Raw genomic sequence first — 13,792 nt, forward strand, 5'->3', positions numbered from 1 at the left:
GATGTGTATAAGAGACAGGCATTCAGTGCGGTATGTGCGAAAAAGCCTGCCCTGAGCAGGCCATTGCACTCACTCCCCGCTTGCAGCCGGAGCCCGAGGCGCGCCGTGCGGTGCAGAGCCTCAAGGCCGAAGAGGCCGCCTGCTGCATTCGCTGTGGCAAGCCGTTTGCCCCCGCGTCGATGATCCGCCGCATTCAGCAAAAACTAGCCGGCCACTCCCACTTTCAGAACGAGGCCGCCCAGCGGCTGCTGATGTGCGAGGACTGCCGAGTGAAGGATGTGTTTGCCGCGCTGGCGGCCGATCCGGCGGCTCAGCTCAAGTTATAAGGAGTCGGTTATGACGGAATTAGAACAGAGCAGCGCCGATCTCTACGCCCTGCTGGCCAGCCTCTGGCGTGCCGCTCCCCGTGGCGAGCAGCTCGCTTGGCTGCAAGGGTTGCAACCGATGCCGGGCCCTTTTGCCAGAGGGCTGGGATTGGTGCAGCTGGCTGCCAGTGGCCATCAAGAGAGCGAGCTCGCTGACGAGTATCAAGAGCTGTTTATTGGCATCGGCCGTGGGGAAATTGTGCCGTTTGCCTCCTGGTATCTCACTGGTTCGCTGATGGAGCTGCCGCTCGCGGTGCTGCGTGCCGATTTGCAGTCGCTGGGGTTTGTCCGCCAGAGCGGGGTGTTCGAGCCCGAAGATCACTTGGCTGCGTTGTGCGAGGTAATGGCGGCCTTGATTGCCGAGCAGCACCCCGCGCGCAACCACTTTTATCAGCGCCACCTTGCGCCGTGGGTGCTGCGTTGCTGCCGGGATCAGCAACAAGCCAAGGGGGGGAGCTTCTACCGCGCAGTGGGGGCGCTGGCCGAGGATTTTTTCAGCCTAGAGCAGGAGCTGCGCCTGCCCTTTGGCGCCACAGTGGTTAACCAATAATGCCGAGTGAACCATGCCCAATGAACTTATAACGCGCGGTGAACCCGCCATACGCAGCGCGAGCAAGCCGAGATGTGTGGTAACGAACGGTTCTTTTTTAACACGTTTGCTTTGAAAAACAGGGCCAGCTCGCCGCTGGCTATACAAGGAAGAGGTCACAGAAAAATGAGCAATGACAAGCTGCAAAATCCTGCACGACGCCAGCTGATCAAGGGCGTCGGTGTTGCCACGACCCTCGGGGTGTTGGCTGGGGCCACTGGCCGTGTGGTAGCCAAAGAGGGGCCCGCCAGCGAGCTGAACCCCAATCAGAGTGAGGCCCAGCAGGGCTACCGAGATACTCCCCATGTTCACGACTTTTATCGCACCCTGCGCGGCACCGACTGAGCTGGCCCAATCAAGGAGAAGCTATGAAATTAACAAAACGTGCCGAGCCGACGGCAAGTGAGCAAGGCTATCATGGTGTCGCGTCTGCAGGCGCGGGGCTGACCCGTCGTGCTTTTATGGTCAACTCAGGTCTGGTGGCTGGTGGCGCGGTGGCGGCCAGTTGGTTGGCCCCGACCATGATGCAGCGGGCCGAGGCTAAGACCGTGGCCGCTGACGTGCCTGTTGAGGTGAAGCGTACCATCTGCTCCCACTGCTCGGTGGGTTGCGGCGTCTATGCCGAGGTGCAAAACGGCGTCTGGACCGGTCAGGAGCCAGCGTTTGATCACCCCTTCAACTTGGGTGGCCACTGTGCCAAAGGGGCGGCCCTGCGCGAGCACGGCCACGGTGAGCGTCGCCTTAAGTACCCGATGAAGCTAGTCGGCGGCAAGTGGCAGCGCCTGAGCTGGGAGCAGGCCATCGAAGAAGTGGGCAACGAGGTATTGCGCCTGCGTAAAGAGTCCGGCCCCGACAGCGTCTACTGGCTCGGTTCTGCCAAACACTCCAACGAGCAATCTTATCTATTTCGTAAAATGGCCTCGCTGTGGGGCACTAACAACGTCGATCATCAGGCGCGGATCTGCCACTCCACCACGGTGGCTGGGGTAGCTAATACCTGGGGATACGGCGCCATGACCAACAGCCTGAACGACATGCACAACAGCAAGTCGATCATGTTTATCGGCTCTAACCCAGCGGAGGCTCACCCAGTCGCCATGCAGCACATCCTGCTGGCCAAAGAGCGCAATGGCTGCAAGATTCTAGTCGTCGATCCACGCCGCACCCGCACCGCCGCCAAGGCGGACATGTATCTCTCGCTGCGCCCTGGCACCGACGTTGCCTTTATCTGGGGCCTGCTCTGGCACATCTTCAAGAATGGCTGGGAGGACAAAGAGTTTATTCGCACCCGCGTCTATGGCATGGGTGAGGTGCAACAAGAGGTGGCCCGTTGGACCCCAGCCGAGGTGGAGCGGGTCACTGGCCTCACCGAGGCCGAGGTGTATGGTGCGGCCAAGCTGCTCGCCGATAACCGCCCCGGTTGTGTGGTCTGGTGCATGGGCGGCACCCAGCACACCACCGGCAATAACAACACCCGTGCTTACTGCATCCTTGAGCTGGCCCTTGGCAACGTGGGCAAGAGCGGGGCGGGCACCAATATCTTCCGTGGCCACGATAACGTACAGGGGGCCACTGACTTTGGTGTGACGTCCGACTCCCTGCCCGGCTACTACGGGCTGGAAGAGGGGGGCTGGAAACACTGGGCGCGGGTATGGGATGTCGATTACGAGTGGCTCAAGGCCCGTTTCGACAGCAAGGCTTATAACGGCAAGTTTCCCATGCTCAATAACGGTATTCCTGTGTCGCGCTGGGTGGATGGGGTGCTGGAGAACGCCGATCTCATCGAGCAGGGCGCCAATATTCGCGCCATGTTCTATTGGGGTCATGCGGTTAACTCGCAAACTCGTGGCCCTGAGATGAAAAAGGCGATGCAAAAGCTCGACATGATGGTGATTGTCGACCCATACCCCACGGTGGCGGCAGTGATGCACGATCGCACCGATGGGGTTTATCTGCTGCCCGCCACCACCCAGTTCGAGACTTATGGCTCAGTGACGGCGACCAACCGCTCGATGCAGTGGCGCGACAAGGTAATTGAGCCGCTATTTGAGTCCAAGGTCGATCACGAGATCATGTATCTCTTGAGTAAAAAGCTCGGTTTTGCCGACCAGCTGTTCAAGCACATCAAGGTGGAGAACAACCAGCCGCTGATTGAAGACATCACCCGCGAATATAACCGTGGTATGTGGAGTGTGGGCTACACCGGCCAGAGCCCAGAGCGGCTCAAAGCGCACCAGCAGAACTGGCACACCTTCCACAAGACCAATCTCAAGGCCGAGGGCGGCCCGGTCAGTGGTGAAGTGTACGGCCTGCCGTGGCCCTGCTGGGGCACCCCAGAAATGAAGCACCCCGGCAGCCACATCCTCTATGACACTAGTATTCCGGTCTCGGAAGGGGGCGGCGGTTTTCGTGCCCGTTTTGGCATCGAGTATCAGGGGGTCTCGCTACTTGCCGAAGACTCGTGGCCCAAGGGCAGTGAGGTGGAGGATGGTTATCCCGAGATCACGGCTGATTTGATGAAGCAGCTTGGCTGGTGGGATGAGCTGACCGAGGCGGAGAAAAAAGAGGCCGAAGGGCGTAACTGGAAGACCGATCTCTCCGGCGGTATTCAGCGGGTCGCCATCAAGCACGGCTTTGTGCCTTACGGTAACGCCAAGGCGCGCTGTGTGGTGTGGACCTTCCCCGATCAGGTGCCCAAGCACCGCGAGCCACTCTATACCCCGCGCCGGGATCTGTTGGCTGACTACGCCACCTGGCCAGACTCCAAGAGCCTGTGGCGGCTGCCGACCCAGTACGCGTCGGTGCAGCAAAAAGATGTCAGCAAGGAGTTCCCGATCATTCTCACCTCCGGCCGTCTGGTGGAATACGAGGGGGGCGGCGATGAGACCCGCTCTAACCCCTGGCTCGCCGAGTTGCAGCAGGAGATGTTCGTCGAGATGAACCCAGCGGATGCCAATGACGTCGGTGTGCGCGATGGACAGGATGTGTGGGTCGAGGGGCCAGAAGGGGGCCGGGTTAAGGTCAAGGCGCTGGTGACCCCACGGGTCAAACCGGGGCTGGCTTTTATGCCGTTCCACTTTGGTGGCCGCTTTGGCGGCGAAGATCTGCGCAGCAAATACCCCGAAGGCGCCGATCCCTATGTACTGGGGGAGTCGGTCAACATCGTCACTACCTATGGCTATGACCCGGTCACCCAGATGCAGGAGACCAAGGTCACCCTGTGCCGTTTTCGCAAAGTAGGAGCCTAAGTCCATGGCCAAAATGAAATTCATGTGTGACACCAAGCGCTGCATTGAGTGCAATGGCTGTGTGACGGCGTGTAAAAACGAGAACGACGATGCCCTGGAGTGGGGCATCCAGCGCCGTCGGGTGGTGACCCTCAACGATGGCCTGCCGGGGGAGAGTTCGATCTCGGTGGCCTGTATGCACTGCACCGATGCCCCCTGCATGGCGGTCTGTCCGGCGGATTGCTTCTACCACACTGACGATGGCATCGTGCTGCACAACAAGGATCTCTGCATCGGGTGCGGCTACTGCCTGTTTGCCTGCCCGTTTGGGGCGCCTCAGTTCCCGAAAACCGCCGCCTTTGGCGAGCGGGGCAAGATGGACAAGTGCACCTTCTGCGCCGGTGGCCCAGAGGAGGATCACAGCGAGGCGGAGCGGGTCAAGTATGGCGCGAACCGGATCGCCGAGGGCAAGCTGCCGATGTGTGCCGAGCTCTGCTCCACCAAAGCGCTGCTGGCGGGGGATGCGCAGGTGATCTCCGACATCTTCCGTGAGCGGGTCGCTTACCGTGGTGCGAAAGAGGCCGCATGGGGCAGTGGTGAGGAGCTGTTTTATGACGCCAGCAAGGCGGGTAAGGGAGGGGCGGCATGAAAACATGGCTAATGGCCCTGTTTACTGCCCTGCTGTTGATCAGTACCGCCAGCGTTGCCGACCCTGAAAAAGAGACGGTCGGCTTTGCTGGTGCCGATTATTGGCGAGCAGTGAAAGATGGGCAGGAGGGGACGACCACCTCCCGCTCGCCCGAGCACGGGGTGTTGATCTCGGTGCCAGGCCAGCTCTGGTTCGAGGTCAAGACCAAATGGGTGTCGCCACTCGGTGCCATCGCCATTTTCGGCTCTTTGGCGATGTGCGGCTTGGTCTATTGGGGGGTGGGGCCGACCAAGCTCTCCCAGCCGCGCACTGGGCGCAAACTTAAGCGTTGGAGCAGGCTGGATCGGGCGCTGCACTGGACCACGGCGGCTATGTTTTTGACCCTGTCGGGGTCGGGGCTCGCCATCATCTACGGCAAGTACATTATCAAGCCGGTGGTGAGCATGGGGGTGTGGGAGAACTGGATCTGGTTTGCCAAGGTGTTCCACAACTACGTGGGGCCGCTGTTCTTTCTCTGCCTGCTGGGGGTGCTGATCAAGTGGTGCCGACATAACATCTTGAGCCGGGTTGATCTGCAGTGGTTTGCAAAACTGGGCGGCATGGTGGGCAAGCACAAAGGTAGCCACCCCTCGGCGGGGTTTTCCAACGGCGGCGAGAAGATGATCTTCTGGCTGCTGATCTGGTTTGGCGGCATTGTGGTGGCTACCGGACTGGTGCTTGATTTCCCCATCTTCGGCCAGCTGCGTCGCCAGATGGAGTGGGCCAGCTTTATCCACATCGTCGGCGCCTTGATCCTGATCTGCGGTTTTATCTTCCATATCTACATGGGCCTGTTCCAGCTGGAAGGGGCGCTAGAAGGAATGGTGACCGGCGAGGTGGATGAAACATGGGCCAAGGAGCATCACGATCTGTGGTATGAGGCGGTGAAACACCAGCTTGATGATCCCAACGGCGCCAGTGACAAGGCGGGGAGTGCAACCCATCGTGGCCAATAGTGGCTAATCGCGCGGTGAGGGGCCGCGCCTTGGCCGAGTCACGAAGGTGATGGCCACACACCCTGTTCGATAGGTATGTAAAAGGCGCTGCGGCGCCTTTTTTGTGCGCCCACGGTGATACTCGCCAAGGTTACCCGCGATCTAGCGAGTGTGGTTCCTGTTCTGCCAGATAGGCCAGATGATCCTGCCGCGCCAGCTGCCAGCCATCGAGGTGTAGCCGAGCGGCAAAGCCCGGGCCGTCGGTCACCATGGTGTGGTATTCCCCCTGCTCGCCGCAGGCATCAAAGCCCCGGGTTGCTGCCAGCTGCTGCAACTCGGCGAGGGTGGCGGCATCGAGGACCCGTCCCACCCATTCGGGGGCCAGTACTCGGGTATCGACGCAGGAGAGGTGGGCGACGATGCCGCGCGTCAGCATCTCCGCCAGCAAGGCGTGGCGAGATTGCTGCCAGAGCGGGGTATGGACGGTGAGCCCGAGCGGGCGGCAGCGTTCGCGGATCCAGTTTGGCGCGCCCCCTACGCTGTCGATATCGCCGGTCACCACCCCATCGAGGGCCCACTCCTGCTGCAAGCGGCTCAGCGCCGTCTCATAACTCTGTTCGAACGGCGCTTCGATGGTGACCAGCAGATGGGGCAGCCCGAGCGCCGCCGCCTGACGGCGCACCAGCGGCAAGGGGTGAGCGAGAAATCGGGGCTCTGGCGGCGCAAAGGTGGCCAGTGCCACCACCTGATGGCCCACTTGGCGGGCATGACAGAGGGCCAGCATGGCATCTTTGCCACCGCTCCAGAGCAGGATGACGCGAGACATGAATGAGATTCCGGTGGTGAACGAGGGGCCATGCTACCCAGTGGCAGGGGCTCAGGTAAAGGAGTGGTGGCTGGTCATCGTGCAAAGACGAGCTGGGAAATGGGTAAGAATCGCGAGGGGGAAAGAGCAGGCCCCCGAGCGGGGGCCTAGCTGGTCGTGTCGTCATTGGCTATGACCAGCCGCGCCGCTGCGTCAAAGCAGCAGGGTGGTCAGCAGATACCCCAGAGCGCAGGCGCTGCTGACCCCAATCAGTCCCGGCATGATAAAGCTGTGGTTGATGATGAACTTGCCGATGCGGGTGGTGCCGGAGCGATCAAACCCGATACAGGCCAGATCGCTCGGGTAGGTCGGCAGCACGAAGTAGCCGTAGCTGGCTGGCAGGAAGGCGATGAGTAGCTTGGGTTCGACACCCAGCGCCAGCCCCATGGGGGCGATGGCGGTCAGGGCGGCGGCTTGGCTATTGACCAGCTTGGAGATGAGGAACAGCACCAGGGCGTAGGTCCAGGGCTGGGCCTGTACCACGTGGGCTAGGGTCTCTTTAAGCAGCGGCATGTGGGCTTGGAAGAAGGTCTCACTCATCCATGCCACCCCGAATACGGAGAAGATGGCGACCATGCCCGCCTTGAACACTGCGCCGTTGGCGATCTCACCCGGCTTGACCTTGCAGCGCATTAGGATGATGGCACCGGCGATCAGCATCATCATCTGGATCACCAAATTCATGGAGAGCGGGCCGGTCTTGTCTTTGATGGTGAATACCGGCCGCAACCCTTCGTTAGCACCAAGCAACACCACCGCTGCGATAGCGGCGAAGAAGATCCAGGTAGACCAATAGGCCTCTTGCGGGAACTTGGTGCCCAGCAGGGTTTCACCACCGCCGTAGATGAAGGCGCGCTGCTTGGGGTCTTGGATCTTGGCCTGGAACTCGTCATCCTTGTCCAGATCCTTGCCGCGACGCAGGCTCCACAGGGCTGCCACGATGACACCGGTCAGGGAGGAGGGGATGGCGATCATCAGGATGTCGAGCAGGCCGTAAGCCTGACCGATACCGTGACCGGCCGCCAGAATGGAGACCATGGAGACCACGGCAACGGAGACCGGGGAGGCGCAGATCGCCATCTGGGAGGCAACGGAGGCCACTGCCATCGGGCGCTCGGGGCGGATGTTCTTTTGCAGCGCGATGTCAGCGATGATGGGGAACATGGTGTAGACCACGTGGCCGGTGCCGCACAGAAAAGTGAGGGTCCAGGTGGTGAGCGGCGCCAGAATGGTGATGTATTGCGGGTGACGGCGCAGCAGCCGTTCGGCCACCTGCATCATCAGGTTGAGGCCCCCAGCGGTCTGCAGGGTGGCGGCACAGCCAATCACTGCCAGAATGGTCAGCATCACCTGCACTGGCGGTTCGCCCGGTGCCAGACCGAACACGAAAGTCAGCAGGAACAGGCCGATACCACTGATGAGACCCAGTCCCATGCCGCCAAAGCGGGTACCCAGCAGCAAGCAGCCGAGTACCACCAAAAATTCCATCAAGATCATGTTATTACCTCGTGTGATCTGTTCCATACCAAGGTGGTGTGTTGACCCCATCAGCCGCATTGATTTGGCATCGATTGCGCTGGGCTAACCCGTATGTGTCCGGTCGGGGCAGGCTGTGCGTTAACGGCTCAGAGCGTGCCAATGAAGCCTATTGGGGACGGTTATTGTTTTTAGCCCTAAAGGGGTATCTTTATTGTGCCTGTCGCTATAGGACAAAAACTTGAGGTAGTTCAATAAGGTCGCGGCTTTTCCCGCTATTTATGCCAATCATCGCTGAATGGCTTGGCTGGCGGTCAATGAATGGTGTCGAACGAGTTTTTCGGTAATCTGAGCAGGCCATTTGGGCTGGCGATGCGAACGGCTAGTGAACATCAGTAAGGGGTAAGCATGGCCATAAAAAAGCCACCTCAGTGGCAATGTGAGGCGGCTTGTTTGACTAACCGAGGGTGGGTGCTGCCCAGTTAGCGCGGCTTATTCGTCGTGTTTGCACTCGCCAGTGGCGCAATGGCCATAGAGATACAGGCTGTGGTTGGTCAGGCGAATATTGTATTTTTCAGCGATATCCCGTTGGCGCTGCTCGATCACTTCATCGGAGAACTCGATGACTTTGCCGCAGTCGAGGCAGACCAAGTGATCATGGTGTTCTTGGGTCGCCAGTTCAAACACCGATTTACCGCCCTCAAAGTGGTGGCGGGTCACGATACCGGCATCATCAAACTGATTAAGTACCCGATAGACGGTGGCAAGACCAATCTCTTCACCTTGGTCTATCAATCTTTTATAGAGGTCTTCGGCACTGGTGTGTTGGCAGTCCGGTTGTTGCAAAATCTCCAGGATTTTGACCCGGGGCAAGGTGATCTTGAGTCCGGCCTTTTTTAACGCTTGGTTGTTGTCTGCCATAAGTAACTTATTTGGTATGCTCGAAGGTGGTTTATTCTGATTGACTGCCACTGTAATGGCAACCTTGAACTTGTTTCGCTCGCCATTATAAGTGGCGGCACTCTAAAAAATAAACCCAGTAATTCAAAGGGTTTAATGCATCGTTACGGTTTGGATAGAAATGTTCAATTGCCTCAATTGGTTTGCTAAGGGGGGCAATGTTGTTAACATGTCACTTTCATTATCTGGTCGGATGAGCTAAATGGACTGGCTTTTTGGCAAGGCTATCTGGGTGCGTTGTGCCCTTAATATGTGGCCTCCATTCTGGGGCGCTGGTATCAAAATAGAGACCTTGAGCGATGACTTTCGCTACTGCCGGGTCACCCTCAAATCCCGCTGGTGGAACAAAAATGCCAACCGCACCCAGTTTGGCGGCAGCATGTTTGCCATGACCGATCCTATCTACCCGCTGATGCTGATGGGCTATTTCAAGAACCGCTATTACGTCTGGGACAAGGCGGGCAGCATCAATTACATCAAGCCGGGCAAGGAGACGCTGGTAGCGGAATTCAACCTGACCGAGGCCAAGCTGGCCGATATTGTGGCGGCGACCGAAGGGGGCAACAAGTACTTCCCCGAATTCGAGGTGACGGTACAGGACAAAAGTGGCGAACTAGTGGCGCAGGTCAAGCGTACCCTCTATGTGCGAGCGAAACCTGAACACCGCAACAGGTGACGCCGTTGCTGAAAACAACAAGGGCCCTTGCGGGCCCTTGTTGTTGGAGAGGGGAGGGACGTGGAATTACGCCAGTTCGCTCAAGCACATCTCGTCATGCAGTTGCTTGCACCAGCCCTTGACGCGCTCTGCGGTCAGCTCTGGTTGGCGATCTTCATCGATCCCTAAGCCGACGAAGTGCTGGTCATCCACTTGCGCTTTGGAGGCTTCAAATTCATAACCCACGGTTGGCCAGTGACCGATGATGATGGCGCCTTTGGCTTCGACGATATCGCGTAGAGTGCCCATCGCATCGAGGAAGTACTCGGCATAGTCTTCCTGATCGCCGCAGCCAAAAATCGCGACTAATTTGTTGGTGAAGTCGATTTCACCCAAGTCGGGGAAGAAGTCATCCCAGTCGGCCTGAGCTTCGCCGTAGTACCAGGTTGGGATACCGAACATCAGCAGATCAAAATTGTCGATGTCTGCCTTGCTGCTCTTGGCGATGTCTCTGACTTCAATCAGGTTTTTGCCCAGCTCTTTCTGGATCATTTTGGCGACAGCTTCGGTGTTACCGGTATCGCTGCCAAAAAACAGACCTACACTTGCCATAGTGTTTAGTTACCCGTATTTGGTGTTAATGCTCAACGCTCAGACTGCAATGTCCACCGCAAAGGCGGACTCAATCTGTTGTTTCAGAATAGCCTGGATCAGCTCGGCTCGGCTGATGTTCTGTTGTAACGCAAGTTGGTTAAGGCGCTCCAGTAACTCGGCCTCTACCTTTAACTCCACTCTTTTGAGCCCATTTTCTCGATCGCGTTTTAGCTGGTTACGCTTGTTGATCTTGAGCTGGGTCTCGCGCGGGAGTGGGTTGGTTTTTGGCCTGCCGGGGCGCTTCTCGTTCGCGAACAGATCCAGTGTTGTTCGATCAGTTTGCTGTTTGGCCATACATCACAGATAAAAATAGTAGTTAGCCTAGTCCTGAGCCTTCCCAACCCAGTTCGATTAGCCCCTTGGCGACAAAACCTGCACAACCCAAAAACAGTACCAACCAGACGATAAAACGACCAAAACGAGGCACGTTGCCACGTTTGAGGACGTCGTGAATGGCCAAGCCAATCAGAATAAAAATGGCCACAAAAAATAACTTGAGGCCTAGGCTTTCGATCAGATCGATATGTTCACTTAGCATGGATTGCGCACACTCCTTATGACGGGCGGCACTATATCACAAAGGATTTGAAACTGTTAACCGCCTGTCGACAGGAAATCCACAACCAATTTATTGAACAACATCGGCTTTTCGGCGTGTAACCAGTGGCCTGTACCCGCAATGACGCGGACCTTGGCTGCGGGGAATTGGGTGAGCGCCGTCTGGCTATATTGCGGCTGCATATAGTCAGAATCCCCCCCCTTTAATAAAGAGCACAGGGCCTTCGAAGCGGCGATCATCGGCTGGCCAGCCCATGATGTTGGCGTAGTTTTGCTCAAGGGCTGGCACATTAAACCGCCAGCCCCAGCCATGCTCGCTTCTGGCAAAGGATTTGAGCAGGAACTGGCGCACCCCAGCGATCTCGATGTGTTGTGCCAGCATGATTTCTGCCTCACTGCGGCTCTGCGGCGGCGTGCGCAGGGTGGCTTCAGCCCAGCGAACACATTTTGGTGGCGGGCGTGGGGGTAAGCAACCGGCGCGATGTCAGCAACCACCAACTTAGCAATCCGCGTGGGCGCCAACTTGGCGGCCTGCATCGCCACTTTTCCCCCCATCGAGTGGCCAATCAGGGTCGCTTCGGTCAGCTCCAGTTGATCCATCAAGGCCAAAATATCGCCCGCTTGGGCCGGATAGCTCATGTCGTCGCTGCGAAAAGAGCCGCCGTGGTTGCGCAGATCAACGCTGATGACTCGGTATTGCGGCTCAAGGCTACGGGCCAGCAGGCCAAGATTATCGAGGCTACCGAACAAACCGTGGATCAGCATGACCACAGGGCCTTGGCCTTGATCTTTAAAGTTTAATGGCGACGGGTGCTGCAAAATTCCTCCTTTATATACGTGCTATTAGGCTGGTCACTTTCATTGAGTCAATACCCTGCCAGTTGGGCATGATACCCCGGGTGCGATAGGATGGTTTCCCCTGTGCTTCGTACGCATGTTTTATCGCCCAATCCGTCGGTGACTGGCCCGCGATGATGCTTCACCTCTATGCCCTATTGGGGGCCTGTTAGTCAGCGCAGTGGCGCAGCCAGGGTGATTACCCATCGGGCACAGCAAGCGCAGCGTACATGGAGTCGCTAAGGATTTCGAGCGTGACGCAGGTCCGAGGTGGCAGGCGAGGTGGTCGGTGAGATAGCGCTAATAACATCGGCTGTTATGTCTCATTCCCGATAAGATTCATCCACATCACCTCGCCCTCCCTTGGGCTGCTGAGGTTGGCTATGTATAATCGCCCCATCCGAATGTCGACGAGTCCTGCATACCCTTATGAAAACCATCGAGCTTGATGACGATCTCTACTTCTATATTGCTAGCCAGACCCGGCATATTGGTGAAAGTGCCTCTGATATTTTGCGTCGTCTGCTGGAACAGCCAGCCCATATTGTTGCCCCTGTAACCGAGCCATCGCCCGCTTCGTCTGTTGCCTCACCGACTGTTGCTGACCAGCCATCAGCCCCACTCCATGGGATGGGGTTGCAAGCACTTCTCGATTCCAGTGCGCTGCAGCAAGAAGAGACCTCCATCAACCGCTTTATGGTGGTGCTCAGCACCCTCTATCGTGATGATCCGGCTGGGTTTACCCAAGCGGCTGAAATAAAAGGGCGTAAGCGCGTTTATTTCTCACAGGACCCCGAGGCCTTGCACGCCAGTGGCAGTACCACCAAGCCCAAACCGGTGCCAGAGACGCCATTTTGGGTCATCACCAACACCAACACGGGCCGCAAGCAGAACATGGTGGCTCAGCTGATGGCTAGCATGGGCTATGACGAAGCAGTGATCGTCCAGGTGTGCGGCGCCATTTAACAGTTTCTCAAGACTCAGGCCTTGCCTGCCAAGGCCGCCATTACGTAAGGAAAACGCCATGGCTCAGCACTCTCACGCCGGTCAACCGGCCCGTTTAAGCGACCTGACCAACATCCCCCGTCTGGTCAGTGCCTACTACCTTAACAAGCCGGACATGAGCCGCCCTGAGCAGCGGGTGGCCTTTGGCACCTCTGGCCATCGCGGCAGTGCCTTGCACAACGCCTTTACCGAATCTCACATTCTGGCGGTGACCCAGGCACTGGTGGAGTATCGCCAGCAGGCCGGTATCACGGGCCCGCTGTTTGTTGGCATGGATACCCACGCCCTGTCCGAATCCGCCTTTGCCAGCGCAGTGGAAGTGCTGGCGGCCAACGGCGTCGAAACCCGTATTCAGGCTGGCCTCGGTTTTACCCCGACTCCGGTCATCTCTCACGCTATTTTGCGTCACAACGCTGGCAAAGCAGGGGCCAGCAAACCGGCAGCCCGTGCCGACGGCGTGGTGATCACCCCCTCTCACAACCCGCCGGAAGATGGTGGCTTCAAGTACAACCCGCCCCACGGCGGCCCCGCCGAAGGGGAGATCACCAAGTGGGTGGAAGACCGGGCCAACGCCATTCTGGAAGCGGGTCTGGCTGGCGTGAAGCGGATGCCGTTTGCCGAAGCGCTCAACAGCCCATTCGTGGTCGAGCACGACTATGTCACCCCTTATGTCGATGACCTGAAAAACGTGCTGGACATGGACGCCATCAAGAACGCTGGCATCAAGATCGGGGTCGACCCGCTGGGCGGCTCCGGCGTCGCTTACTGGGACGTGATTGCCAAGACTTATGATCTCGACATCGAGGTAGTGAACTACAAGGTCGACCCGACCTTCTCTTTCATGACCCTGGATAAAGACGGCAAGATCCGGATGGACTGCTCCAGCCCGTTTGCCATGGCGGGCCTGATTGCCCTCAAAGACAAGTTCGATATTGCCCTTGGCAACGATCCTGACTACGACCGGCACGGCATCGTCAC

14 protein-coding genes and 2 pseudogenes are annotated in these 13,792 nt (G+C 58.1%); 9 read left to right on the forward strand and 7 right to left on the reverse strand.

From position 1 onward, the window contains the following. Positions 1-20: 20 nt before the first annotated feature. From CUC53_RS14545 to CUC53_RS14570, 6 genes and pseudogenes are all read left to right on the forward strand, one after another. A pseudogene (locus CUC53_RS14545) lies at positions 21-326 on the forward strand (ferredoxin); the annotation flags it as partial. Between the two features lie 10 nt (positions 327-336). Continuing rightward, positions 337-915 carry a TorD/DmsD family molecular chaperone gene (locus tag CUC53_RS14550; protein WP_100294822.1) on the forward strand — a complete coding sequence of 193 codons (579 nt, stop codon included), beginning with the start codon at positions 337-339 and terminating at the stop codon, positions 913-915. 165 nt (positions 916-1,080) lie between these two features. After that, complete coding sequence (locus tag CUC53_RS14555; RefSeq protein WP_100294823.1) at positions 1,081-1,299, forward strand: transcriptional initiation protein Tat; 219 nt, start codon at positions 1,081-1,083, stop codon at positions 1,297-1,299. A 23-nt stretch (positions 1,300-1,322) separates the two neighbouring features. Next, a complete protein-coding gene (locus CUC53_RS14560) occupies positions 1,323-4,202 on the forward strand; it encodes a formate dehydrogenase subunit alpha (RefSeq protein ID WP_100294824.1) in 2,880 nt (959 codons plus the stop codon). 4 nt (positions 4,203-4,206) lie between these two features. Continuing rightward, positions 4,207-4,830 (forward strand): formate dehydrogenase FDH3 subunit beta, encoded by a 624-nt coding sequence (gene fdh3B, locus CUC53_RS14565; RefSeq protein WP_100294825.1) that lies wholly within the window; start codon positions 4,207-4,209, stop codon positions 4,828-4,830. Continuing rightward, the gene (locus tag CUC53_RS14570) at positions 4,827-5,825 is read left to right on the forward strand and encodes a formate dehydrogenase subunit gamma (RefSeq protein WP_100294826.1); all 999 of its coding nucleotides are present in this window, start codon (positions 4,827-4,829) and stop codon (positions 5,823-5,825) included. Before fdh3B ends, CUC53_RS14570 begins: the two co-directional genes overlap by 4 nt. A 130-nt stretch (positions 5,826-5,955) precedes the next feature. Here the strand turns inward: CUC53_RS14570 and CUC53_RS14575 are convergent, their stop codons facing one another. The 3 genes from CUC53_RS14575 to fur form a co-directional block, all read right to left on the reverse strand. Then, positions 5,956-6,630 (reverse strand): Dph6-related ATP pyrophosphatase, encoded by a 675-nt coding sequence (locus CUC53_RS14575; RefSeq protein WP_100294827.1) that lies wholly within the window; start codon positions 6,628-6,630, stop codon positions 5,956-5,958. Between the two features lie 192 nt (positions 6,631-6,822). Then, a complete protein-coding gene (locus CUC53_RS14580; protein WP_100294828.1) occupies positions 6,823-8,166 on the reverse strand; it encodes an anaerobic C4-dicarboxylate transporter in 1,344 nt (447 codons plus the stop codon). A gap of 471 nt (positions 8,167-8,637) precedes the next feature. Further along, a complete protein-coding gene (fur, locus tag CUC53_RS14585; protein WP_100294829.1) occupies positions 8,638-9,066 on the reverse strand; it encodes a ferric iron uptake transcriptional regulator in 429 nt (142 codons plus the stop codon). A gap of 241 nt (positions 9,067-9,307) precedes the next feature. On the opposite strand from fur, the gene CUC53_RS14590 reads away from it, so the two are divergent. After that, positions 9,308-9,781, forward strand: a complete 474-nt coding sequence (locus CUC53_RS14590) for a DUF4442 domain-containing protein (RefSeq protein WP_100294830.1) — start codon at positions 9,308-9,310, stop codon at positions 9,779-9,781. A gap of 66 nt (positions 9,782-9,847) precedes the next feature. Here CUC53_RS14590 and fldA read toward each other — a convergent pair whose 3' ends face one another. Genes fldA through CUC53_RS14610 form a run of 4 tightly spaced genes read right to left on the reverse strand, consistent with a single transcriptional unit; the run spans position 9,848 to position 11,791 of the window. Beyond that, positions 9,848-10,372 (reverse strand): flavodoxin FldA, encoded by a 525-nt coding sequence (gene fldA, locus CUC53_RS14595; protein WP_100294831.1) that lies wholly within the window; start codon positions 10,370-10,372, stop codon positions 9,848-9,850. Between the two features lie 39 nt (positions 10,373-10,411). Then, positions 10,412-10,708, reverse strand: a complete 297-nt coding sequence (gene ybfE / locus CUC53_RS14600; RefSeq protein ID WP_100294832.1) for a LexA regulated protein — start codon at positions 10,706-10,708, stop codon at positions 10,412-10,414. Positions 10,709-10,730: 22 nt separating this feature from the next. Next, positions 10,731-10,952, reverse strand: coding sequence for a DUF2788 domain-containing protein (locus CUC53_RS14605; protein ID WP_100294833.1), 222 nt, complete (start codon positions 10,950-10,952; stop codon positions 10,731-10,733). Positions 10,953-11,008: 56 nt separating this feature from the next. Beyond that, entirely contained in the window at positions 11,009-11,791 is a 783-nt protein-coding gene (locus CUC53_RS14610; protein ID WP_236757932.1) for an alpha/beta fold hydrolase, read from the reverse strand. Between the two features lie 447 nt (positions 11,792-12,238). Between CUC53_RS14610 and seqA the strand changes: the two genes are divergently transcribed. Then, a complete protein-coding gene (gene seqA, locus CUC53_RS14615) occupies positions 12,239-12,775 on the forward strand; it encodes a replication initiation negative regulator SeqA (RefSeq protein WP_100294834.1) in 537 nt (178 codons plus the stop codon). Positions 12,776-12,833: 58 nt separating this feature from the next. Beyond that, positions 12,834-13,792 (forward strand): annotated as a pseudogene (locus CUC53_RS14620) (phosphoglucomutase, alpha-D-glucose phosphate-specific); the annotation flags it as partial.

It is taken from the genome of Aeromonas cavernicola (assembly GCF_002795305.1).
GTDB classification, from domain to species: Bacteria; Pseudomonadota; Gammaproteobacteria; order Enterobacterales; family Aeromonadaceae; genus Aeromonas; species Aeromonas cavernicola.

Bases quoted from the DNA above. Each gene is read 5' to 3' on its own strand.
- CUC53_RS14555 (WP_100294823.1), top strand. From the start codon at position 1,081: ATGAGCAATGACAAGCTGCAAAATCCTGCACGACGCCAGCTGATCAAG.
- CUC53_RS14550 (WP_100294822.1), top strand. From the start codon at position 337: ATGACGGAATTAGAACAGAGCAGCGCCGATCTCTACGCCCTGCTGGCC.
- CUC53_RS14605 (WP_100294833.1), bottom strand. From the start codon at position 10,952: ATGCTAAGTGAACATATCGATCTGATCGAAAGCCTAGGCCTCAAGTTA.
- CUC53_RS14560 (WP_100294824.1), top strand. From the start codon at position 1,323: ATGAAATTAACAAAACGTGCCGAGCCGACGGCAAGTGAGCAAGGCTAT.
- fdh3B (WP_100294825.1), top strand. From the start codon at position 4,207: ATGGCCAAAATGAAATTCATGTGTGACACCAAGCGCTGCATTGAGTGC.
- fur (WP_100294829.1), bottom strand. From the start codon at position 9,066: ATGGCAGACAACAACCAAGCGTTAAAAAAGGCCGGACTCAAGATCACC.
- CUC53_RS14590 (WP_100294830.1), top strand. From the start codon at position 9,308: ATGGACTGGCTTTTTGGCAAGGCTATCTGGGTGCGTTGTGCCCTTAAT.
- seqA (WP_100294834.1), top strand. From the start codon at position 12,239: ATGAAAACCATCGAGCTTGATGACGATCTCTACTTCTATATTGCTAGC.
- CUC53_RS14575 (WP_100294827.1), bottom strand. From the start codon at position 6,630: ATGTCTCGCGTCATCCTGCTCTGGAGCGGTGGCAAAGATGCCATGCTG.
- ybfE (WP_100294832.1), bottom strand. From the start codon at position 10,708: ATGGCCAAACAGCAAACTGATCGAACAACACTGGATCTGTTCGCGAAC.
- fldA (WP_100294831.1), bottom strand. From the start codon at position 10,372: ATGGCAAGTGTAGGTCTGTTTTTTGGCAGCGATACCGGTAACACCGAA.
- CUC53_RS14580 (WP_100294828.1), bottom strand. From the start codon at position 8,166: ATGATCTTGATGGAATTTTTGGTGGTACTCGGCTGCTTGCTGCTGGGT.
- CUC53_RS14570 (WP_100294826.1), top strand. From the start codon at position 4,827: ATGAAAACATGGCTAATGGCCCTGTTTACTGCCCTGCTGTTGATCAGT.